Origin of the sequence: Algoriphagus litoralis (assembly GCF_003259255.1) — a bacterium.
In the GTDB taxonomy this organism is placed as follows: Bacteria; Bacteroidota; Bacteroidia; order Cytophagales; family Cyclobacteriaceae; genus Algoriphagus; species Algoriphagus litoralis.
On sequence record NZ_QGOL01000015.1, the window covers coordinates 17,621 to 41,938 of the forward strand.

Genomic DNA, 24,318 nt, shown 5'->3' on the forward strand with positions numbered 1-24,318 from the left:
AATTCAGACTGTAGCTGCAGAATCGACCTCTTCTTTGATCCAATCGTAGCCTTTTTCCTCGAGTTCCATGGCCAATTCTTTGGTCCCTGATTTTACGATGCGACCTTTGTAGAGCACATGCACGTAATCTGGCACGATGTAATCGAGAAGACGCTGATAATGCGTCACGACGATCGTTGCATTTTTGTCTGATTTAAGCTGATTCACGCCATTGGAGACAATTCTCAAGGCATCGATGTCAAGGCCAGAATCGGTTTCATCCAAGATAGAAAGACTAGGATCCAACATGGCCATTTGGAATATTTCATTTCGCTTCTTTTCTCCTCCGGAGAAACCTTCATTCAAAGATCTGCTAAGCAGTTTTTGGTCGATTTCTACGAGCTTCATTTTCTCTTTCATCAGAGTTAAAAACTTCACAGCGTCCAAAGCTTCCAATCCTCTGTACTCACGAACTTGATTAACAGCAGTTCTTAAGAAGTTGGTAGATGAGACGCCTGGGATTTCAACAGGATATTGGAAAGCCAAGAATACACCTTCTCTTGCGCGATCCTCAGGAGCAAGATCCAATAGATTTTTTCCTTTGAATATCACTTCACCCTCTGTCACTTCATATTCCTCACGTCCTGCCAATACAGAAGCCAAGGTTGACTTTCCTGAACCGTTTGGACCCATGATCGCATGAACTTCACCTGCTTTTACTTCCAGGTTGATTCCTCTCAGGATTTCTGTTCCTTCGATGGATGCGTGTAGATTTTTTATTGATAACATAATTTGATATTTGACATTTGAAATTTGAGATCGATCGGCGTTCTATTCAGTTTTGAATTTATTGCCACGAAACTCACTCTCTTTTAAATATTTAATAAATCCCGAAATTGATTTAGAAATTTCGACACTATTAGCTACCATTTCTAAAAGCTTTTCTTCATTAATGTATTGTCTATCAAAGGCTCTATAAAGCTGTGACCTTGTTTCTCCCGCGGAGCCTTTTGTAATGCTCAGGAAATTGATAAACTCTTTATTTTCTTCTCTTTCGAAACCTTCGGCAATATTATCAGGAACGGAACCTGAGGAAGCATTTATTTGATTTCTAAGGCTAAAATCTTTTTCAAAACCATTTATCAATGTCTATTCCCAGATTTCTTTAGAAAAGATTCTCGCCTTTTTCCAAATTTCTAAATCTTCAAATCGATTGATGGTTCCCATAATTTCAAATTTCGAACCCCAAATCTCATATTCATTTAGCCTACGGAACCTTCTAGGGTCAAAGCCAACAATTTCTGCGCTTCGACTGCAAATTCCATCGGCAGTTGATTGAGTACTTCTTTTGCATAGCCGTTTACGATCAAAGCAACGGCGTCTTCAGTTGCGATTCCTCGCTGGTTGCAATAGAAAATCTGGTCCTCGCCGATTTTGGAGGTCGTTGCCTCATGCTCCACTTTGGCGCTTGCATTATTGATGTCGATATATGGGAAGGTATGAGCCCCGCATCGGTCACCCATTAATAGAGAGTCGCACTGGGAGAAGTTTCGTGCATTGTCAGCACGCTTCATGACTTGAACTTGACCTCTGTAAGAGTTTTGGGATTTCCCAGCAGAGATACCTTTAGAGACGATTCTTGATTTGGTGTTTTTACCAATGTGAATCATTTTGGTTCCTGTATCTGCCTGCTGATAATTGTTAGTTACCGCGACTGAATAGAATTCTCCAATGGAGTGATCTCCTTTTAGTATGCAGGAAGGATATTTCCAAGTGACTGCTGAACCGGTTTCCACCTGTGTCCAAGATATTTTGGAAAAGTCTCCTGCGCAAATTCCTCGCTTCGTCACGAAATTATAAATCCCGCCTTTTCCGTTTTTGTCACCTGGAAACCAGTTTTGAACTGTTGAATACTTCACTTCAGCCTGTGCACCTGCATAGATTTCTACTACAGCAGCGTGAAGTTGATTTTCATCTCGCTGCGGAGCGGTACAACCTTCCAAATACGAAACGTAAGATTCGTCATCTGCTACGATGAGCGTTCGCTCAAACTGACCTGTGTTGGCGGCGTTGATTCTGAAATAGGTAGATAGTTCCATTGGACAGCGAACGCCTTTTGGAATGTAGCAGAAAGACCCGTCAGAGAAAACCGCCGAGTTTAAGGCTGCATAGTAATTATCAGTCATGGGTACAACTGAGCCTAGGTATTTTTTTACCAATTCCGGATGCTCCTTTACAGCCTCGCTGAATGAACAGAAAATGATTCCTAGTTTAGAAAGTGTTCCTCTAAAAGTGGTAGCCACAGAAACTGAATCCAAAACGGCATCCACTGCGATACCTTCCAATCTTTTTTGTTCGTTGAGTGAAATACCCAATCGTTCATATATAGCGATCAATTCTGGATCAACTTCATCCAGATTTTTTGCGCTTTTTTTCTGTTTAGGTGCGGAATAGTAGCGAAGGGCCTGCAGATCGATCTTCGGATAATGAACATTTGCCCATTCCGGTTCTTTCATGCTTTGCCATGTTTTGAACGCTTTTAATCTCCATTCCAAAAGCCACTGCGGCTCTTCTTTTTTAGCAGATATCCACTGAATAATTCCCTCGTTTAGCCCAAGGGGGGCCTCATCAGCCTCATAATTGACTGACCAGCCGTGTTCATATTCTTTGGAGGTTAACTCTTCTAAAATCGTGTTGTCTTTGCTCATGGTCTGAGTTATTTAGACTAATTACATTTTAACTGCGAAGGTATAACATAATATCAAAATACAATGTTCGCTTCCATTCGAAATATCTATGAGCGATATAATTATTTCTCAAAAAATGGCCAAAACAAGCTCATTTCGTAGTATTTGGAAAATAAAAAATAAAATCCGACCCAAGGCCGGATTTGATCTATCTGGACAGAAATACTGGATTTTATTTATTTAGATTTAATCCAAATAGAGTTATTTCTCTTTATCGAAAAACTGGATTGGTCTATTGATGCTTTCTTCCAATACAATCAATGTCTCGGTTCTATCAATTCCTTCTACTTTTTGGATGCTATCCAAAACCAATCTTAGGTGATTGGTATCTCTGCAGATGATTTTTGCAAAAATGGAATAATTACCTGTAGTATAGTATCCGCTCACTACTTCAGGAATTTCTTTCAACTTTTCGATGACATTGTCATACAAGGAGCTTTTTTCAAGGTAAATGCCCAAAAACGCCGAGATGTCATAGCCAAGCTTTGAAAAGTCAATGTTCAGTGTTGCACTTTTTACTATCCCCATGTCCTCCAGTTTCTTCATTCGCACATGGACAGTTCCGGAAGAAACGAACACCTTTTTGGCAATTTCGGTGTAGGGGGTTTTTGCATCCTCGTTTAAAAGGGAGATTATTTTCAGGTCTATGTTGTCGATATCTAAAATTTTGTCCATTTTTTAGAAGAGGATTTAGATGATTTTTAATAAATGACGCTGTAAATTAGAGATTGTTCAAAATAATGCAAAATTATTTTTTCAATTTGTAATTAAAGATGAAATCAATTTACTTTGGGCTATTCATTTTAATTCGATTAAAAATTCGGCATTAGTAAAAAATAGAATAGATTAAATCTAGAAATAGAAGAAAAACCGAATTTTTGTCTTTATTCGCGAAAACTTTTAATCTCTAAAGTTATATTTGGGTTTATATTCTGAAAAGAGTCTTGTCTTTGGCAAGACTTTTTTGTTTCCCCTCATTTCATTTAAAATACAAAAAATTGCATTTGAAATTTTTAAAAATGCGTTTTTGCATTTACTTTTGTTTTTATGCAAAACGGGAAACTTTTCAAACAAATTATTGCAATAGCTTTTTGGGGGCTTGCCATGACTTTTCCAAATGGAATTGGTGACGCTCTAGCTCAGCAAAAGCCAGAACCTTCCGAAAATCTCTCCAATCTGGTTCAATTTGAACGGTTAACCCTTCAAAAGTTGACTTCAATTTCAGAATTGGGGGATTTTTCTAAACCAGAAGAGCTGGAGCTAGCGCCGCTTTCAGAGATCGAAGAAAAGAATGCGAAGAACCTCAATTCGCATTGGGCCTGGCCGGAATACACGCTGGAAATGATTGACAGCTATTCACCTTTCATTTTTAGATCAAAGAAAAGCCAATCGCTTGATGAAGTGAAAATCCTACTTGATGTCAATTCCAAAGGTAAAGTTTCCGGTTTTGAGGTATTGGGTACTGTAGACAAAGGTCTAAGAGAACGATTGGACCACATGATTCGCAAACTTCCTGAATGTAAGCCAGTCCCCGGCTTTTCCAATTACAGTCCCGAGCGATTTGAATTAACACTAAAAAAATAAGCAGACCGGTTTCGCCGGTCTTTTTTTTGAGCGGTTGGTCCAGCTTTGTTGGGCTTTCTTATTTTAGGCATATAATCCACCGCCTTATATGAAAAAAACCGCCCTAATTTCCTTTGCTTGTCTTATTTCAGGCCTTGTTTCGGCTCAGGTCAGAAGTTTTGAGAATGAAAAGCCGTTTCCTGAGAGGAATCAAAAGCTGAAATTTCATACCGTTTCGGGAGAGCGTCATGGCCCTTCCTTTTTTAAGAAGTTTGAATTCCCAGAAGTAGAATATACCCCTGGAGATAAACTCACTTTTGACAAATACCATACCGTAGATGTCATGTATGCTTGGTATGAAAAATGGGCTTCCCAGCATCCTGATATTGTCGACTTATATATAATAGGAGAATCATTTGAAGGTAGGCCAATATACCAGATGACTTTGACCAATAAAAAAACGGGAAAAGACACCGATAAACCGGCGGCTTATTTTGAGGGAGGACGTCATTCCGGTGAGATCACCGCCAGTGAGTCAATACTTTGGCTCACACAGCACTTGATAGAAAACTACGGGAAAGATCCTGAAATCACTGCACTTATAGATACCAAAGCAATCTACCTACGTCCGCAGAATAACCCGGACGGATCAAATCTATACCTCTTCACTGAGCAGCGAAATCGAAGTACCGTCCGCCCTTATGATAATGATCGAGATGGCTTGCTCGATGAGGATCCGGAAGAGGATCTGGATGGAGATGGAATCATTTATCAATTGAGAAAAAAGGCTGAAACTCCTGAAGAAAAGGAGAAGGCTAACTTTATGATTGACCCGAAAGATCCCAAGGGCCGGTTGATGAAGCGTACTTTTCCTGGCAAAGGGGAGTATCTGGTTTATACTGAAGGAATCGACAATGATGGAGATGGAAGCTACAATGAAGATGGAATAGGAGGATTGGACCTTCATCGAAACTATCCCGAAAACTGGCGACCTAACTCAGGAGGCGACCTTACAGGCAGGGGATATACTCAAGGTGGAGCGGGTGAATTTCCTCTCAGCGAAGTAGAAACCCGGTCAACAGCGCTTTGGATGCTGAGCCATCCGAATATTTCAGTGGTGAATTCTATGGATACTCGAGTGCCCATGCATCTGAGACCACCCTCTACCTCCAAATCCGAAGAACGCATGTACCCGCAAGATTTGGAAATCTATAAAGAGATGGATAAGCTGGGACTTTCATTTACTGCTTATCCATGGGCTGGTGATGTTTATGAGACGTACTCCACTCGTTACAAAGTCAACTCCATGACAGGCGATCCGCTCAAGCCGGAGCCTTTGTTCGGACACGGACCCGACTTTGGATATTTCTATTATGGAAGCATTTGGTATGGAGACGAACTCTGGAACAATGGGGCCATGAAGGATTACGATGGGGACGGCATTTACGATGACTACGATGGTCTGATGTGGGATGATGAAGCCAATGGCAGCAAAGGCTTCAAAGTTTGGACATCGATGACTCATCCTCAATTAGGTGAAGTAGAAATAGGAGGATTTCATCCAAAATTCTTTGGCCAAAATGGACCGCCTTGGCAGCTTGAAGATTGGGCTAAAAAGCAGGCACTTTTCAATCTGGCCATGGCAAAAAGACTCCCTCAGCTGACCATTTCAGAAATGAAAGTAAACAAGTTGGGAGCTGGAGAATATGAGATCACGCTGGAATGGACCAATTCTGGACAATTACCTGTAGCATTGGAACAAGCCAAACTGGTGAAGATTGTCCAAGAAGATCGGGTTTCGCTGGATTTTGACAAGGAGCTGACCAAAGGCTATGAAAATGCTAAAGTGAAAATCACTTCACCAACCTTATATGATAAGACCATCTATTCAGGCTATACCGGAGTAGGTGAAAGGAAAACGGCCACCTTCAAAGTAAAAGTAGAAGGAACTGAAGCTGTCAAAGGCAAAATAAAGCTTTCCTCTACGCGTGGAGGCCTTCTCGAAAGAGAATTTACACTAAACCAATAATCGATTATTATGAATAAGTTGCACAGCTTTTGGCTGTTTATACTACTGATTTCCGCTTCGCAACTTGCTGTTGCGCAGCAAAAAAGATCCCTCACCCATGCCGACTATGATGGTTGGGAGAGTCTCTCGTCCGAGAAAATCACTAAAAATGGCCAATTTGTTGGCTACCAGATCAGTCCTCAGGATGGAGATGCAAGGGTGGAGATTTTCCCGTTTAAATCCCCAAATAGCAAAACGATAATTCCACGCGGAATGGGATTCAGCTTTTCAGCGGATGATGCATTCGCTGTGGGAAAAATTGCTCCTCAAAAGGATTCTGTAAGAGTTCTCAAGCTGAAAAAGAAAAAGGCAGATGACATGCCCAAGGATAGTTTGTTTATCCTTCAACTTTCTTCAGGAAAAATAGAGAAAATCGCTCGAGTGAAGTCATTTGCCATTCCAAGTGAAAAAGGAAGCTGGATTGCGGTTCACTTCGAAAAGGAAATCCTGAAAAAAGCTGATCCTGCGGATTCCACAAAATCTGACTCTACAAAAAAGGCCGAAAAACCCAAGAAAACTGAAGGCACCAAACTATTGGTCAGATCTTTGGATGGAGCAAAATCTTGGGAGTTTGAGCGGGTGAAGAATTATAGCTTTGCTAAAAATGGAGATTTCTTGCAATATTCATTGGCTGAGGAGGATACCTTGGATAATGCTGCCGTCTATTTGTTAAACCTGACAAATGGAGAAAGCAACCTGGTGCATGAATCCATGACTACTTATTCCAATCTGTCCTTTTCCCCCCAATCCAACTATTTGTCCTTTATAGCAACGGATGATTCGCTAAAGTCTAAAAAACCACTTCACACCTTGTATATCTATGATGTGAAAAAATCCAATCTGGCGAATAAGGTTGAGAAATCTGCGCTGAAAATGGACAATGGCAGGATCAGTCCGGATGGTAGTGTGCGGTTTTCGGAGGATGAGGGTAGACTCTTCTTCGGTGTCGCCAAGGACTACGTGGACTATGCCTATGCCAATGATACGACCATTTTGGATGAGGATCGGGTGAGCCTCGACATTTGGGGCTGGCAGGATGCAGAGATCCAACCCATGCAGCTGCAGAACAAATCCCGCGACGAGAAAAATACTTTTTTGGCTGTTTTGGATTTGAATTCAATGGCCGTAACGCAACTTGGTACTCCTGAAGTGGACAATGTGACTTTGGAAAACAAAATCACAAAGGATGTAGCATTAGCATGGACAGATGACCCCTACCGCAGAGCCTACAGCTGGGATATTCAGATCGGGAGAGATTTGTATTGGGTAGATCTTAAAACAGGCGAAAAAACACTGATCGAGAAAAATGCCTCAGGGTTTGCGAGACTTTCACCCGAGGCAAAATATGCCTATTGGTATGACGGAAGGGATAGCGCTTGGGTGGCCTATGATCTTGCTTCCAAATCAAAAATAAATTTAACCAAGGCACTTCCGGTTCCATTTTACGAAGAATTGCACGATTCTCCATCGCTTCCCGGAAACTATGGTACCGAGGGATGGCTAGCTGATGATGCCGCAATACTGATTAATGACCGGTACGATATTTGGAAAATTGACCCAAAAAATCCGTCAGCTGCAGTCAACCTGACGCTGGGCGAGGGTAGAAAAAATCAAATAGTCTACCGAAGAGAGCGGCTGAACTATGATGAGACATCCATTGATCCAAAAGAAGAACTTTTGCTTTCGGCTTTCAATGAGGTGAATAAAGATGCAGGATTTTTTTCCTCATCCTATGAGGGAAGATCTGCTCCCAAGAGGCTTCTGATGACTCCTCATCGGTATACTGCCCTGACCAAAAGCAAAGAGTCGAATCAAATTCTAGTCAGAAGAAGCACCTATCAGGACAATCCTGATGTGTATTTGGGAGATTTGAGTTTCAAAAGCTTAACCAAGGCTTCCAATCTGAATCCACAGCAAGCCAACGTGAAGTGGGGATCTGTAGAATTGATTTCTTACCTCGCAAATGACGGGACTCCGCTTCAGGGACTGCTTTTCAAGCCAGAAGGATTTGATCCCAATAAAAAGTATCCGTTGATGACGTATTTCTACGAGCGTAACAGTGATACCTATCATGCCTACCGTGCTCCGGCTCCTAGCCGATCTACTGTCAACATTCCGTTTTTTGTAAGCAACGACTACATGGTTTTCGTTCCGGACATCAAATATGATCTAGGTTTACCGGGACCAAGTGCTTACAACTGCATTATTCCCGGAGTACAGGCAGTCATAGCAAAAGGTGGGGTGGATGTGGACAATATGGCAATCCAAGGTCAAAGTTGGGGAGGATATCAGGTGGCTTATCTGATCACCCGTACCAACATGTTCAAAGCAGCTGGTGCAGGTGCCCCGGTCGTCAATATGACTTCCGCCTATGGAGGAATCCGCTGGGGAACAGGCATGAGCCGGATGTTCCAATACGAGCAGACACAATCCCGAATCGGAGGAACGCTTTGGGAAAAGCCACTATATTATCTCGAGAATTCCCCACTCTTCACGATGGATCGGGTAGAGACTCCTGTGCTGATCATGCACAATGACGCTGATGGTTCTGTGCCTTGGTATCAGGGAATTGAAATGTTCATGGCACTAAAGCGATTAGACAAGCCTGCTTGGCTGCTGCAGTACAATGGAGAAGACCACAACCTTACCCAGCGTAAAAATGCAAAAGACCTTTCGATCCGCCTAAGTCAGTTCTTTGACCATTACCTCAAAGGTGCTCCCGCACCACTTTGGATGACCGAGGGACTTCCCGCAGTCGAAAAAGGAAAAACGCTCAAATATGAATTGAGTAACTAAGTAAAAGCCCTGAATTTTAGAAATTCAGGGCTTTTTTATGATTTAGTTGGTTCTTTCTTCGTCCCATCAATCACTCAAGAAAAATCTTGTATCCCTTTAATTTTTTCAGTTCCAAACTGAAAAATTGATTTCCCCTGAAGTCTGAGTTCCTGTCCTTTTTTCAATCCGTTGGGAAAGTCCATTGCTAAGATTGCCCAGTATTCGATCTGGACTTCCGTTTCATTTTCCCTGTGAATAAAAGATAGGGGGACTTGCTTTCGCTGAAAAAAATAGGAAAGAGCCGTTTTCGCCTGAGACTCGAAAGCAGACTTTCCTTGAATTTCATGTGTTTTTTCTGCTCCTGAGTAGTTTTCAAAAAAAATGCTTTCCTCCAAAATTCCCATCATTGCAGGTACATCCATTTGATTGTAGCTTTCCAGGTAAGCCTGGATTAGCTTTTCTCTTTCTGTTGTTTCCATAACATATAAAAAAGGGCTAGAAAATTAATTCCAGACCCAATTTCAAATTTTAAACCTCAAATCAAAAATCAATCATACCGCTACTGCCGCCTTGATATGAGGATGTGGGTCATAGCCTACCAACTCAAAATCCTCGTATTTGAATTCAAAGATATCTTTCACGTTTGGATTGATTTTCATGGTAGGAAGCGGTCGGATTTCTCGGCTGAGCTGAAGTTCGGTTTGCTCGAGGTGATTGGAATATAAGTGTGCATCACCGAAAGTGTGCACAAAATCACCCGGCTCTAGGTCACAAACCTGGGCAACCATCATCGTGAATAGCGCATAGGATGCAATATTGAACGGGACACCCAAAAACACATCTGCACTTCGCTGGTACAATTGACAGGAAAGTTTGCCGTCTGCTACATAAAACTGAAAAATAGTGTGACATGGAGGTAGAGCCATATGATCCACATCGGCAACATTCCATGCACTAACTATGTGTCGTCTGCTGTCTGGTTTGGTTTTGATCTGATGGATCAGGTTTTTGATTTGATCGATTTCACCTCCTTTGCCATCTGGCCAGTGTCTCCACTGATAGCCATAAACCGGTCCCAAATCACCGTTTTCATCAGCCCACTCGTCCCAAATAGACACACCGTTTTCTTTCAGCCAAGTGATATTGCTATCGCCTCTCAGAAACCAAAGCAACTCGACAATAATGGATCGGAGATGAAGTTTTTTTGTAGTGACTACCGGAAAACCATCAGCTAAATTAAAGCGCATTTGATGGCCAAATACACTGAGCGTGCCTGTTCCGGTTCGGTCTGTTTTTTTGACTCCTTCAGTGAGGATTCGCTTCATCAAATCATGGTATTGCTGCATCGTTCTTCTTGGAAATTCTTTGTTGGCAAGTTAGCGAATCGAATAATTTAAAAACAATTTGAAGGCTTTGCTTTTATAAAAAGTAAATTCGCATCCTAATCCACCTCAATTTTCCAAAGTCGAATGTTCAGAAAACCAGCTGCTTTTGCTCTTCTAGGATTTGGGGTAGTTTTGAGTGCGTTGATTTTGATTTTCCCGCCAATTCCTTCGTTTGACTATGATTTTGAGCAGTTTTTTCCGCAGGATGATTCAGATTTAGCCTTTTATCAATCCTATGAAAAAGAATATGGAAGTGACAATGACTACTTGCTGATAGCACTCCAGAATCCCAATGGAGCTGTTTTTTCTCCGGATTTTTTGCAACAGCAAAATGAGATCAAAGCTGAACTGGCGCAGCTCGATGGAGTCGATACTTTGATCTCGATTTTCGATTTGGAATTGCCAATCATAGGTCTTTTTGGAGTCACTTATTCCAAGGTTCTCAATTTGAACAACTCTGAGCAACTTGAGCAGTCCAAAGCCAAAATGGAGCAATTTAAAGGTTCATTGATCTCCTCAGACGGTGAAAGTTTGCTTTTTCTAATCAAAAACGATCCTAACCTTAGTAAAAATGAAGGGGACACACTCTATCGGGAAATCCGCGACATTTTTCAAAAAAACAGCATCACTCCACGGGCAATCGCCGGTAAGATTCAAACCCAGGGAGATTTTGTCACATTGATGCAGGCGGAGTTTGGTCTTTTTCTTGGTGCTTCGTTGGTTTTGATTTTGTTGGCTTTGATATTGATTTTCAGGACTTGGTGGGGAGTCATCGTTCCGGTTTTGGTTTTAAGCTTGGGGATTCTCTGGGCTTTTGCGTTGATTCTGTATACGGGAAAAGCACTGGATATCATGTCTGTGATGCAGCCTACGATTTTTTTGATTGTTGGATTGAGTGCACTGGTTCACTATTTCACCCAATTGAAAAAGAAACTCAGGACAGGTAAGAGTAAAGAAATTGCGGTTTATGAGACCTTTCAAGAACTTACATTTGCGGTTGGCCTGACCATTTTCACCACAGCTGTCGGGTTTTTATCGCTATATTTTACCTCTATCCCAGCATTAAAAGCTTTTGGGCTGTGGACAGGGATTGGGATTATAGTGCTATTTTTTTCCTTGATTATTCTCACGCCTGGGTTGCTTTATCTTTTTCCTATCGGGGGTAAAAAAGAGAATCAAAAACAAAATCAATCTGCACTACAGGGATTGCTTTTCTGGATTCTGAAGAAAAGGAAAATCGTTTTATTGTCCTTTGTAGGGGTCACAGGAGTGGCTGTGATTTTGGGTTCACAGCTCAAAGTCAATGGCTATTTATTGGATAATTTACCTTTGGATCACCCCATTCAAGAGGATTTTGCCTATTTCGATCAGTACTATGGAGGTTCTAACCCCTTGGAAATCTACCTGGAAGTCGGAGACAGCGCCGCCTCAATCTTGGATCTTGAAGTGTTGAAGGAAATCGAAAAATTGGAAGTAAAGCTGCTTGAGAGTTTTGGGGAGCGGCAATTAATTTCTCCGCTAAGCCTCGTGAAAAGTCTAAATCAAGCTCAAAATCAAGGGAGTCTGGCTGCATTTACTTTTCCTTCTCAAGGACAATACCTTAGAATGCGGAGGTATTTTGATCAAGTGATTAAGGTAGAAGGTCCCAAAGTTTTTCTGGATGACCAAAAGTCAGGGAGAATCAGTTCGAGGGTTGCAGACCTTGGGAGTCTGGAAATGGGGAAAAAGCGGGCTGCCCTGCTCGATTTTGTCCATGAAGAAATCAATCCCCAATTGCTTAAAGTTCGCTGGACAGGTACTGCTTATTTGATTGACCGTGGGCATGAATCGGTGACACGACAAATGTTTCAAGGCTTACTCGTCGCATTTGGTGTGGTGGGCTTAATCGCAGGGTTTTTATTTAGATCATGGAGGCTCTCTTTTATTTTGTTGATTCCAAATATTATCCCATTGGTGTGGATGCTAGGATTGATGTATTTGCTCGGGATTGAATTCAAGCTGACGACGTCGATACTTTTTACAGTAGCTTTTGGGATAGCTGTGGACGATTCGATCCACTTCATGGCCAAACTGAAGACAGAATTGGAAGGAGGAAAGAATCTGTTCTACGCGATCAAACGGACTTTTCTCGAAGCAGGAAGGGCAATTATCCTTACTACAGTGATTTTGGTATCAGGATTTGCACTATTAAGCTTCAGCCAATTTGGGGTGACCCATTTCACCGGGCTATTAATCAGTTTCACGTTGGTTTTTGCACTTTTAGCGGACTTATTTCTCTTGCCACTCCTTCTTTTGCCCTTGAAAAAAGTCTGGGATAAGAAGGCCGCTATACGAGCTACTCCCTAAAACCCTCCCAAGTGAAGGTGGCAGTCACAGGATAATGATCTGAATAATCGACCTCCCGGTGCGTATTGAAATGAAGCGGAACCAGATCAGGATCAGCAAAAATATGATCGATCCGCAGAAAAAACAGGACTCGATTGTAAGTGAACTCAAATCCTCTACCTGCTTTCTCAAAGGCATTGACCAGCTTCTGACTCAACAGGAAATAGGCATGGGAATAGGGGATTTCATTCATGTCTCCCATTAAAATCACCGGGTGAGGACTGTTGCTCAAGTGCTCATACAGTATGGAAAGTTGCTGGGCTCTGGCTAGGCTTCCGCGATGAAGTTTTCCCAGTGTTTGTCGATAGACTAATTTGGCCTGTTCATAGTTGTCTAGGGATTCGGCTTCGATTGCCATGGACTCCAAGTGGGTGTTGTATATCCGAACCGTATCGCTACCGACCTGAATGTCGGCAAAAATGGTCCCATTGCTCTTGCTGTTATCGAAGACGACACCTTCATTTACTATTGGATATTTGGAAAAGATCACCATTCCATAGGAACGTTTCTTCTCATTCCCTTCCACTATATGATAGAAGTGTTCATATTCTCCGTTTTTACCAATGATTTTAATAGCATTACGACTGGCAGAAGTATAGTCCTGATAGAATTCCTGAACGACCTTAACATCAGCAGGATGATCTGCCAGCCAATTGAAAACGTTTGGTTCACCTTCGGGAGGTGTATCTTTTTTATAGAAAAAACCATGGGCATTGTAGGTCAGTACTTTTAACCCCACTGCTTCTTCATTTCTGGGATGAAATTGAAATGAGATCAGCAAAAATTTGTATCCAATGACTAATGTTAAAAGAGGAACAAACGCCAGCCTTCTCCAAGCCAGAGTCAATATTGCCAAAAAGAAGAAATTTGCAAGCAGAATGATTGGAATGAAAAAAGGTAACAATCCAACATAAGGAAAAACCTCCGGAGAAATGAAAACACTGGAAAACAGAAGTAAGGAAATGAAAAAAAGTAATCCGGCTATAAACTTCATTTAGGCTAGGTTGAGAGCAATCAGAAAGATTGGAATTCAAAATTGACAATTTTTGAACCAAAACCGATTACTATAAACATAATTGATCTTAAATCTTGCCAACTGGTCTTTTTGCAATTTTTGACACTTTCTGCTGAAAATTTAAATTCGGAAAGTTGTCTTGGATTTGGATTCAGATGATTTGAGTTAATTTTACGTAATTACCCGTTAAATAACTGTACTACCCTATGAAAAAGCTATCACACTTCTGGTCACTTAGCCTGATTTGCGTTTCAATTTTTGCATGCTCTCCAAAAACATCGGAAACGTCCGAGGAGTCTACAATGGAGGAAACCACAGGAACGGAATCTGAATCTGAAGAGCAGCGGCCAAGTCCTCTGGAAATAAAAGAGGGTCAAATCTCCGGAAAAAACATCTCGGTGCATTATGGTTCCCCATCAGTCAAAGGTCGAACAATCTGGGGAGATCTGGTGCCTTACAATGTAGTCTGGAGAACCGGTGCCAATGAAGCAACCTACATTGATATTCCGCAAGACATTCAAGTGGAAGGGAAAACACTGGCTGCTGGAAAGTATTCACTTTTTACCATCCCAAAGGAAAATGGACCTTGGACAGTCATTTTCAATTCGGATTGGGACCTGGAGCATGGTCATTTTCAATATGATGAAAAAAATGATGTCCTCAGAGTGGAGGTAACTCCATCATGGGAAACAACTTCCTCTGAAAAACTTTCCATAGAAATCGAATCTCCCGGTTTGGTGATTCGCTGGGAAAAACTGAAGCTCCCAATCACAATTCAATAAGTACAATCAAATAGATCCCTGGTTCACCAACCGGGGATTTTTCATATATTTTCCGACCCAATTCGCTTACCAGTTGAACGATTACGTTTTCAACTGCTCAATTTGTCAGCCACCAAGTCTAGTTTTTGATGAAGTATTTTGCATTCCTACTGATGTTGGCCATCTGTGTTTCATTGGCCGTACTAGTTTCCAAGCCGATCGGCCAGATTCCTCCGATTGCTCCTCTTTTAGATCCCAATCATGGGTTTTGGCAAAATACCCTGAGCGAAGACCAATTGGCGACCGAAGAGATCGACTTGGATAATCTTTCCGCTCCAGTAGAAGTGGTCTACGACAAAAATCTGATTCCCCACATCTTTGCTGAAAACGAATTGGATCTTTATCGGGCACAAGGCTATGTGACAGCGCAGCATCGGCTTTGGCAGATGGAATTCCAGACTATGGCTGCCGCAGGAAGGATAGCTGAAATCGTAGGTCCTGTGGCACTCGAGTTGGATCGAATGACCCGGAGAAAAGGATTGGCCTATGGTGCTGAGGCAGGATTGAAATTTGTTCAGGAAAATGACCCTGAGACCTTCAAATTGGTAGAAGCTTATGCAGATGGAGTCAATCAATACATTTCCCAGCTTAGTGATGCCAGGCTTCCAGTCGAATACAAAATATTAAATTACCGGCCTGAGCCTTGGTCTGCTTATAAGTCTTTGCTACTGTTGAAATACATGTCAGACATGTTGGTTGGCGACCGGGACTTGGAATTCACCAACCTCCGCAATATCATCGGTGAGGCTGGATTGGCTAAGCTTTTTCCAGAATTCCCTACAGAAAATGACCCAGTCATTGAAGCAGAGAAAATCTGGGATTTTACCCCAATTCCAGTTTCAAAGCCGGATTCGGTCAATTATCCTGATGATCCTCAAGGTCTCAAGCCCTTGACACAACCAATTGAGGGAACCGGATCAAACAATTGGGCAGTGGCAGGAAAAAAGACCAAAAACGGAAATCCGATTTTGGCAAATGACCCTCACCTCAGTCTGAACCTGCCCTCCCTGTGGTATGCAATGCAACTCAGTACCCCAACTCATAGTGTCAAAGGTGCTACTTTGCCTGGAGCGCTTGGTGTAATCTCAGGCTTTAATCAGGATATTGCTTGGGGAGTGACCAATGCAACCAAAGATGCTAGGGATTGGTACAAAATCACTTTTCAGGATGAAAGCAGAAAAGCCTATCAGTATGGTAATGAGTGGAAGCCGACTGAAATCCGAGTGGAAGAAATAAAAATAAAAGGCCAGGAGGCGTTTTTAGATACCGTGATTTACACCCATCATGGACCCGTGGTTTATGACAGGACATTTAGAGAGGATAGAGTTGATGTGAACTATGCCCTTAAATGGACCGTGCATATGGGGTCCAATGAGCAGAAAACTTTTATCCTACTGAATAAGGCAGAAAATTTTGCCGACTACAATACAGCTCTGGATAATTATACCTCCCCGGCTCAGAATTTCGTATTTGCCTCTCAATCTGGAGATATTGGAATGCGAATTCAAGGGAAATTTCCGCTGAAGTGGAGAGAGCAGGGAAAATTTTTCATGGATGGGGCTGATCCACGAATGGAATGGCAAGGGTACATTCCCAATGAACATAATCCGGCTACACTCAATCCTGAGCGAGGGTTTGTTTCCTCAGCCAATCAACATCCCGTGGATCCTTCATATCCCTATTATGTTTTTGATAATTCCTATGAGCATTATAGAAATAGACGGCTAAACCGAAGACTTCGGGAATTGAATCAAATTACAGTCGAGGACATGAAAGCCCTCCAATTTGATGATTACAACCTACAGGCAGCAGAAGCTGTACCGGCGATGATGAATTTATTGGGAGATTATAAAACGGCTTCTCCGGAAGTTGAAAAATACCTGAAAGAGCTTGGTTCTTGGGATTTCTATGCAGATCCAAATCAAAAAGCCCAAACTCTCTATTCGATTTGGTCAGCAGAAGTTTTTGAAAGTATCTGGAGGGAATTTACAGATCAGACCGTTTCTATCGTCCGTCCTAATTCATATCAGACTATAGAATTGCTGGTAAAAAATCCAAATGATCTTGTCTTTGATCTCAAATCAACAGAATCCGTAGAGCATGCCGACTATCATGTGAAGGCTGGATTCGATTCCATGTTGGTAGCGCTTCAAAAATGGGAGGAAACAGAAGGAGATTACTCTTGGGCGAATTATAAAAAAACTACAATCCAGCATTTGGTACCCAATTTCAAGTCTTTCTCTGTGGCCAATATCTATACCGGGGGTGGAGCAGGAATATTAAATGCTACCGGAAGCAGACACGGTGCTAGCTGGAGAATGGTAGTGGAGTTGGGACCTGAAATCCAAGCCTTCGGGGTATATCCAGGTGGACAATCTGGAAATCCAGGAAGTAAATTCTACTCCAATTTCATTCCGATATGGGCAAATGGCGAGTATCTCAACTTTAATCTGAGAACGGCGGAAGACCAGGATGAAATTTTATTCAAAACCACATTCAACTGATATGAGATTTATATTTCTAACCATACTTAGCGCTATTGTAGTTGTTTTTCTGAATCCAGTTGTCCCATTTTGGGTAGTAATGATTAGCATTGCTACACTGAGTGCAATCATTTACCCAAATGGAATCGGGGGATTTCTGGGTGGTGGACTTGGAATGGGATTGACTTGGCTTGGACAATGCATCTACCTCGGAATCACAACTGGCAGTTCCTTACCCGATCGAATGGGAGATTTGATGGGGCTTGGATCCGGAATGACACTGATTTTTATCACTGGGATCATCGGGTTTATTTTAGGTGCATTTAGTGGATGGACAGGAGTTTTATTCAGGAAAATGGTTCAAAAGACACCCCAGAATGTCTATAAAGGCTAGAGGTTGATTTTGGGGTATTTACCCATTTTAACAGATGAAATAGTCATATTTATTTTTTCAGTTAAACTGAATGAGTACCTTTGTTACTCATTATTTAACTGATTTTTTATGCTTGAATCCCTGATTACATCAAAGACCCGATTGCGTCTGTTGATCAAATTTTTTGTCAATTCTCAAAACCATAGTCACTTACGAGGCTTAGCTGATGAATTTGGAGAATCCACCAATGCCATCCGAAAGGAACTTAACAATCTCACTGGAGCTGGAATTCTGATCAAGCATTCAGACAAGAACAAAATTGAATATCAAGCGAATATTAAACACCCATTCTATACCAATATCCGGGACATCATTAGGAAGTATCTGGGCTTAGATATGCTCCTGGAGCAGATTTTGGAACGAATGGGCGAAGTGGAGCAAGTGGTGCTCACGGGAGATATAGCTAGAGGTAGCGATACCGGAACCATCGACGTACTGGTAACTGGTGCCAAACTGAATGATGACTACATCAATCACCTTACGCTACGCTTGGAAGAATTAATCGACCGCAAAGTAGTTTTCACTTTGGCTTCAGGAAGAATATCTACCGGAGGATTTATTCTCTTCGACCGAGAAGCCGGAGTATAATTTTTTTAACTAAAATATAATGCTGTAAGCTAGGCACAGAATGTGACCGAACGGGCGAAGCTGTATTCGATGCAAGGAATTCAAGGAAAAAATGCAACTTAGGATCGCAAAAATGAGAATCCACAATTTTCAAGGTTATAAAGTGAAAGACAACCCTACTCATTCTCTATATCGAGTACTGTTTATAGCTTTTCTCTTCTTTTTGTTCCACAGTGTACTGAATGCCCAAAGCCTCAGTGACCTTAGGAATCTAAAAGTAGATAATCTGTCGGATGCGCAGATTGAGCAACTGATCAAACGAGCAGAAGCCAGCGGGATGACTACAGTTCAGCTGGAGACGATGGCAAGGGAGCAAGGCCTGTCACCTATCGAAGCAAATAAGCTACGTCAGCGAATCATGGACTTGCAGAATCCATCCAACACTCAAAATACCTTGGAAAGCGCTCAAATGGGTAGAGGATCCGGTATTCAAACTCAGGAGGATATGTTTGATTCTTTAAGGCGATCAGACCCATACTACGATTTGACTCCCTTTCAAAAGAAGATTTTTGGATTTAAGTTATTCCACAATAGAGACTTGGATTTTAGTCCAAGCTTGAACATCCCAACTCCCCAAGGATATATTGTAGGTTCAGGTGATCAGCTCCTCATCGATGTATACGGAGCCTCACAACAGTCATTTGATGTAACAGTTTCTCCCGAGGGTAGAATTTTGGTACCCAATGTTGGACCAATCCAAGTAGGCGGGTCCTCTATAGAAGCCGCCAGTTCGAGATTGAAAACTTCCCTTGGAAGAATATATTCAGGCCTTTTAGGATCCAATCCAAATACATTTCTCCAAGTGAGACTGGGGAATATTCGATCTATTAAAGTATCCATGGTTGGGGAGCTTTCCAGACCCGGAACGTATACTTTGCCTTCATTTGCATCTGTTTTCAATGGGCTTTTTGCCGCAGGCGGTCCCAATGAAAACGGTTCCTTCAGGAACATTCAAGTGTACCGAGATAGCCGGCTGGTAGCAACGGTGGATATCTATGAATTTATTTCCAAAGGAAATTCCCAAAACAACATCACGCTTCAAGACAATGATGTGGTCATTGTTCCACCAATTCAAGCCAGAGTTGAAATAATCGGACCGGTACGAAGGGAAGGATTATTTGAGGTGAAACCAGAGGAGACATTGAGCGATTTGTACATCTATACCGGAGGGTTTACCAGTGAGGCATATCGGGATAGGTTGACCGTCAGGAGAATAGAGAATAATGAGCGAAAAGTAATTGATGTTCCTCAGACTGATTTTGATTCATTCAACCCTAAAGACGGTGATGAAATTCTCATCGGAGAGGCTTTGGATCGATTTGTCAACCGGGTCCAGATTACAGGTGCTGTTCAGCGTCCGGGAGAATATGCCTTGGAAAATGGTTCTTCGGTGAAAAATCTCATAGAAAAAGCACAGGGATTGAAACCAGAAGCTTTTACGAACAGGGCCACGCTTTACCGAACCAGTGAAGATTTGACTTTGGCTGCCACTACTCTCGATCTCAATGGAATAATGGACGGGACTCAGGAAGATGTAAAATTGAAAAATGAAGATCTGCTTTTCATACCCAGCAGATACGATATTCAAGAAGAGACCTATGTAAAAATTTCAGGTGAGGTAAACATCCCTGGGACATTTCCTTATGCCTCTTCCATGACTGTCGGAGACTTAATCCTCCAGGCCGGCGGACTACTCCAGTCTGCTTCCAATTCCTATATTGAGATAGCACGAAGAGTTCGGGATGCAAGTTCTGGCAAGATGGCCGAACTGTTTACTTTGAGCATTGATCCTCAATTGAATCTTTCTGAAGAGGAAAGAAATCAACCATTGATGCCTTTTGATCATGTCTTTATCAGGAAAAGTCCAGGATTTGAGCGAGAGCAATTGATCAAGATTGAAGGGGAGGTTAATTACCCTGGAGAATTTGCGATTGCCTCTGCAAATGAGAGAATTTCCGATGTCATCAGGCGAGCAGGTGGGCTGAATCAGTTTGCCTATCCTAAGGGGGCAAGTTTGGTTCGGCGGACAATTTATTATCAGGAGGTTTCAGATCAGGAGATAAAGGAGACCAACTTAAAGGCAATCAGAGAAAAAGTTGATCCAGAGCGAAAGCCGCAATTAAATCAGGCTGAGCTACTTCTTTTTGAACGATTGGATGGTAAGATTAATGAAATTGAGGAAAAGAAGCTGATCGAAGAGCAGAAGAAAGTGTTGGAAAGTTTTAATCAAGTTTCTAACCTCGATTCACTATCCCAAGACTCTGTATTCAATATGGTCAGGTTTAAAAAGCAAGATGTGATTGGGATTAATCTTGAAGAGATTCTTAGAAATCCCGGCACTGGAGAGGATTTGATCCTGCAGGAAGGGGATATTTTAAGGGTACCAAAGGAGCTCCAGACCATCCGGATGGTAGGAGAAGTTTTGATGCCGACGACCACTCGCTACGTTGGTAATAATAACTTGAAAAAATACATCTCTCAAGCAGGAGGATTTACAGAAGATGCCAGAAAAAGCAAGTCTTATGTCATCTATGCTAATGGGGACGCAAGAAGTACTCAGTCTTTTTTAGGAATTAAATTTTATCCGAAAATAGAACCCGGTGCAGAAATCGTAGTGCCAAAGAAACCACAACGTGAGCGAATAACTCCAGCTACCTGGATAGGAATCGCATCAAGCTTAGCTACTTTGGGAATCTTAATCGAACGTTTGGTTCAGTAATATTTTAAATATCAATAATTTATGAAAATTGCAGTTGTAGGTACAGGTTACGTTGGCTTAGTGTCAGGAGCATGTTTTGCAGATGTGGGAATTGATGTCACTTGCGTGGACATTGATCAGAAAAAGATCGAAAAGCTTAAGAATGGCATTATGCCGATTTATGAGCCTGGTTTGGAAGAATTGGTCGTCCGAAATTATAAAAGTGGCCGACTTCATTTCAGTACCGATTTGGGAGAAGCGATTCAAGGGGCCGAAGTTGCTTTTATCGCTGTTGGAACCCCTCCTGGTGAGGATGGATCAGCAGATTTGAAATATGTCCTGGCTGTCGCAGATGAGATAGGACAGAAAATGTCCGACTACATTGTCGTCGCTACAAAAAGTACGGTACCAGTTACCACTGGGGAGAAGGTAAGAGCGGCGATTAAAGCGGCATTGGACAAGCGGCAGTCTGACCTTCCTTTTGCGGTAGCATCCAATCCTGAATTCCTAAAAGAAGGTGCTGCAGTTGAGGATTTTTTGAGACCTGATCGAATCGTGATCGGAGTAGATGATGAACGCGCTGAAAAAATCATGCAGCGTTTGTATAAACCATTCCAGTTGAGTGGGGAGCGGATTATTTACATGGATATTCCATCTGCTGAAATGACTAAGTATGCTGCTAATGCGATGTTGGCAACCAAAATTTCCTTTATGAATGACATCGCCAACCTTTGTGAAAAGGTAGGTGCAGATGCAAACATGGTCAGAAAAGGTATCGGGTCAGATCCCCGAATCGGAAATAAATTCATTTATCCTGGGGTAGGATACGGAGGTTCCTGTTTTCCAAAAGATGTGAAAGCCATCATCAAAACAGCACGACAGTACGGCTATGAGCTGAAGGTACTTCAGGCTGTAGAAGACGTCAACGATGCCCAAAAGCATGTGTTGGCTAATAAAGTTAAAGCTTACTTCGGTGAGGATCTCAGCGGAATGACCTTTGCTATGTGGGGACTAAGCTTCAAACCCAATACTGATGACATGCGGGAGGCACCTGCCTCCGTCATTATCGATGAGCTGAGAGAAGCTGGTGCTACTGTCAAGGCCTATGATCCTGTGGCGATGGAAGAAGCTAAAGCGCACTACATATTTGATAAGGTCACGTATTGCAAAGATTCCTATGAAGCTTTGGTAGATGCCGATGCGCTGCTTTTGGTAACAGAGTGGTCTGAGTTCCGAATTCCAAGCTGGGATGTAGTAGGTAAACTGCTGAAAAATAAGGTAGTTTTTGATGGGCGAAATATCTACGACAAAAAGTACCTTGAATCCTTAGGCTTTGCACATTTTGGCATAGGATCAAAATAAACATTCTCTTAATATCTAAATCGGATGCTTATTGCAGGAGCAGGAGGGCATGCTTTAGAAATAAAAGAAGAACTGGAAAAACTCCATCGAACGATGGAGTTCCAGTTTTTTGATGATGCTGGATATCAGCTCAATTCACCATTGAGGTCTTATCCTCTTTATCAGGATTTGAATTTAACCAAAACAAAGTTTGCACTTGAACCTCAATTTGCCTTAGGAATTGGCAATCCCGATTATAGAGAGAAATTTACGATGTCATTTGAGGATATTGGCGGACACTACTTTCCTGTTCATTCCTGCACTGCCGAGGTAAGTGTTTCTGCCCAAGGCTTGTTTGATGCGATGGCGTTTTCATTTGTTGGACCGAAAACAAAGTTTGGCAAAGCTGTCCTTGTCAACTCAAGAGCAAATGTTCATCATGAAGCTCAGATTGGTGATTTTACTGAAATTGGGCCAGGCGCCCTAATTTTGGGTCAAGTAAAAATCGGCAGGAAATGTAGAATCGGTGCCGGAGCGGTATTGCTACCAGGTGTGCAACTTGGTGATCAGGTCATTGTAGGTGCAGGTGCAGTGGTGACTAAGAATATTGGTTCAGATCAGGTGGTTGTTGGTGTTCCGGCAAAACCATTTGCACATTGATTTTTTGGAATTCCCTGCCTCGAACTCAAATTTTTAGCAAAAAAAATATTTTAGTGATTCCATTCAATAAACCTTTTACAACTGGAAATGAGCTTATTTACATCGCAGATGCGGTCGCTTTAGGCAAACTTTCAGGGAATGGGAAGTATACCAAACTAGCCCAAGATTTTTTCGAAGAAAGTATTGGAATAAAAAAAGCCCTATTAACTACATCATGCACGGATGCTCTTGAAATGTGTGCTCTGTTACTGGATATCCAGCCTGGAGATGAGGTGATCATGCCAAGTTTCACTTTTGTATCCACAGCCAATGCATTTATTCTAAGGGGAGCAAAAATTGTTTTCGTGGATAGCCGATCTGATCATCCTGGAATGGATGAAAGTGGAATAGAATCTCTCATTACGCAGAAAACAAAAGCCATCGTGGTTGTCCATTATGGAGGGATTGCATGTGATATGGAAAAAATCCTTTCAATGGCTTCTCAGCATGAGCTGGCTGTCGTGGAGGATGCTGCGCATTCAATTGGATCCACCTATTCTTTTTCAAATGGTAAGCGAAAACACTTAGGGACCATCGGGCACTTGTGTACATATTCTTTTCATGAGACAAAAAACATTTCCTCAGGCGAAGGTGGTTTATTGGGAATTAATGATGAAAGGTTTTCCAATAGAGCCGAAATAATCTGGGAAAAAGGGACAAATCGAACTTCATTTTTCAGAGGCGAAGTGGATAAATATGGTTGGGTAGATATAGGCTCCTCATTCCTGCCTTCAGAAGTGACTGCTGCATTTCTGTGGGCACAACTAGAACAACTAGATAAAATCCAAAAAAAGAGGATTCAGATTTGGGAGCGCTATTGGGAGAACCTTTTCGGAAAAGTCGAAGAGTATGGAATTAAACTTCCTTTCATTCCTGGATTTGCCACAAAAAATGGAAACATGTTTTATCTGGTAGCAAAAAGTACGGCACAACGGGATTATTTACTTGCTGAATTAAATGCAGCTGGTGTGCTTGCTGTTTTTCATTACCAGAGTCTTCATCAAAGTGCATATTTTCAAATGAAGCATGATGGGCGAGTTTTGCCGAATGCTGATCACTATTCGGATTTGCTCTTTAGGCTTCCACTTTATTTTGATTTAGACCTTGATCAGGTAGATGATATCTGTGAGATACTGATTGATCGAGTAAAGGAATTTTCTAAAACCTAGACTTTTCAAATCAATTCTTTGGCAAAGCTTAAGTTCTCTTCGGTAGTTTATTTTTGGAATATAAGGGAAAAGCATTTCCATTTTTGTGTGGGAAGCTATCAAAAAACTGGAGGTTGATCATTATAACTTT

General features: G+C 41.9%; 19 protein-coding genes. 12 read left to right on the forward strand and 7 right to left on the reverse strand.

What is annotated here, in order from left to right:
* Positions 1-3: 3 nt before the first annotated feature.
* From sufC to DK188_RS17335, 4 genes are all read right to left on the reverse strand, one after another.
* Complete coding sequence (gene sufC, locus DK188_RS17320) at positions 4-768, reverse strand: Fe-S cluster assembly ATPase SufC (RefSeq protein ID WP_111672107.1); 765 nt, start codon at positions 766-768, stop codon at positions 4-6.
* Positions 769-810: 42 nt separating this feature from the next.
* Positions 811-1,125: a four helix bundle protein gene (locus tag DK188_RS17325; RefSeq protein WP_198673041.1), complete on the reverse strand. Its 315-nt coding sequence runs from the start codon at positions 1,123-1,125 to the stop codon at positions 811-813.
* Between the two features lie 116 nt (positions 1,126-1,241).
* Positions 1,242-2,687, reverse strand: coding sequence for a Fe-S cluster assembly protein SufB (sufB, locus tag DK188_RS17330; protein ID WP_111672108.1), 1,446 nt, complete (start codon positions 2,685-2,687; stop codon positions 1,242-1,244).
* 240 nt (positions 2,688-2,927) lie between these two features.
* Positions 2,928-3,401, reverse strand: a complete 474-nt coding sequence (locus DK188_RS17335; protein ID WP_111672109.1) for an Lrp/AsnC ligand binding domain-containing protein — start codon at positions 3,399-3,401, stop codon at positions 2,928-2,930.
* Positions 3,402-3,773: 372 nt separating this feature from the next.
* Here DK188_RS17335 and DK188_RS17340 point away from each other — a divergent pair, with 372 nt between their 5' ends.
* The 3 genes from DK188_RS17340 (at position 3,774) to DK188_RS17350 (ending at position 9,153) form a co-directional block, all read left to right on the forward strand.
* Entirely contained in the window at positions 3,774-4,310 is a 537-nt protein-coding gene (locus DK188_RS17340; protein ID WP_111672110.1) for a hypothetical protein, read from the forward strand.
* Positions 4,311-4,398: 88 nt separating this feature from the next.
* A complete protein-coding gene (locus tag DK188_RS17345; RefSeq protein WP_111672111.1) occupies positions 4,399-6,318 on the forward strand; it encodes a M14 family metallopeptidase in 1,920 nt (639 codons plus the stop codon).
* A 9-nt stretch (positions 6,319-6,327) separates the two neighbouring features.
* Complete coding sequence (locus tag DK188_RS17350; RefSeq protein ID WP_111672112.1) at positions 6,328-9,153, forward strand: alpha/beta hydrolase family protein; 2,826 nt, start codon at positions 6,328-6,330, stop codon at positions 9,151-9,153.
* A 74-nt stretch (positions 9,154-9,227) separates the two neighbouring features.
* Here the strand turns inward: DK188_RS17350 and DK188_RS17355 are convergent, their stop codons facing one another.
* Both DK188_RS17355 and DK188_RS17360 read right to left on the reverse strand, forming a co-directional pair.
* Positions 9,228-9,611 (reverse strand): nuclear transport factor 2-like protein, encoded by a 384-nt coding sequence (locus DK188_RS17355; protein WP_111672113.1) that lies wholly within the window; start codon positions 9,609-9,611, stop codon positions 9,228-9,230.
* Positions 9,612-9,683: 72 nt separating this feature from the next.
* Positions 9,684-10,478, reverse strand: a complete 795-nt coding sequence (locus DK188_RS17360) for a thymidylate synthase (RefSeq protein ID WP_111672114.1) — start codon at positions 10,476-10,478, stop codon at positions 9,684-9,686.
* Between the two features lie 123 nt (positions 10,479-10,601).
* On the opposite strand from DK188_RS17360, the gene DK188_RS17365 reads away from it, so the two are divergent.
* The gene (locus DK188_RS17365) at positions 10,602-12,863 is read left to right on the forward strand and encodes an efflux RND transporter permease subunit (protein ID WP_111672115.1); all 2,262 of its coding nucleotides are present in this window, start codon (positions 10,602-10,604) and stop codon (positions 12,861-12,863) included.
* On the opposite strand, the gene DK188_RS17370 is transcribed toward DK188_RS17365, so the two are convergent.
* Positions 12,853-13,896, reverse strand: coding sequence for an endonuclease/exonuclease/phosphatase family protein (locus DK188_RS17370; protein WP_111672116.1), 1,044 nt, complete (start codon positions 13,894-13,896; stop codon positions 12,853-12,855). The two genes, DK188_RS17365 and DK188_RS17370, sit on opposite strands and share 11 nt — an antisense overlap.
* Before the next feature lie 227 nt (positions 13,897-14,123).
* On the opposite strand from DK188_RS17370, the gene DK188_RS17375 reads away from it, so the two are divergent.
* From DK188_RS17375 to rffA, 8 genes are all read left to right on the forward strand, one after another.
* Positions 14,124-14,699, forward strand: coding sequence for a DUF2911 domain-containing protein (locus tag DK188_RS17375; protein ID WP_111672117.1), 576 nt, complete (start codon positions 14,124-14,126; stop codon positions 14,697-14,699).
* Between the two features lie 128 nt (positions 14,700-14,827).
* Complete coding sequence (locus DK188_RS17380; RefSeq protein WP_111672118.1) at positions 14,828-17,242, forward strand: penicillin acylase family protein; 2,415 nt, start codon at positions 14,828-14,830, stop codon at positions 17,240-17,242.
* A gap of 1 nt (position 17,243) precedes the next feature.
* Positions 17,244-17,615: a hypothetical protein gene (locus DK188_RS17385; RefSeq protein ID WP_111672119.1), complete on the forward strand. Its 372-nt coding sequence runs from the start codon at positions 17,244-17,246 to the stop codon at positions 17,613-17,615.
* A gap of 108 nt (positions 17,616-17,723) precedes the next feature.
* Positions 17,724-18,242 carry a DeoR family transcriptional regulator gene (locus tag DK188_RS17390; protein ID WP_111672120.1) on the forward strand — a complete coding sequence of 173 codons (519 nt, stop codon included), beginning with the start codon at positions 17,724-17,726 and terminating at the stop codon, positions 18,240-18,242.
* A 112-nt stretch (positions 18,243-18,354) separates the two neighbouring features.
* Positions 18,355-21,000: an SLBB domain-containing protein gene (locus DK188_RS17395; RefSeq protein WP_111672208.1), complete on the forward strand. Its 2,646-nt coding sequence runs from the start codon at positions 18,355-18,357 to the stop codon at positions 20,998-21,000.
* Positions 21,001-21,021: 21 nt separating this feature from the next.
* Positions 21,022-22,341, forward strand: coding sequence for a UDP-glucose dehydrogenase family protein (locus tag DK188_RS17400; protein ID WP_111672121.1), 1,320 nt, complete (start codon positions 21,022-21,024; stop codon positions 22,339-22,341).
* A 24-nt stretch (positions 22,342-22,365) separates the two neighbouring features.
* Positions 22,366-22,980 carry an acetyltransferase gene (locus DK188_RS17405; protein WP_111672122.1) on the forward strand — a complete coding sequence of 205 codons (615 nt, stop codon included), beginning with the start codon at positions 22,366-22,368 and terminating at the stop codon, positions 22,978-22,980.
* A gap of 53 nt (positions 22,981-23,033) precedes the next feature.
* Positions 23,034-24,188, forward strand: coding sequence for a dTDP-4-amino-4,6-dideoxygalactose transaminase (gene rffA, locus DK188_RS17410; protein WP_111672209.1), 1,155 nt, complete (start codon positions 23,034-23,036; stop codon positions 24,186-24,188).
* Positions 24,189-24,318 lie beyond the last annotated feature (130 nt).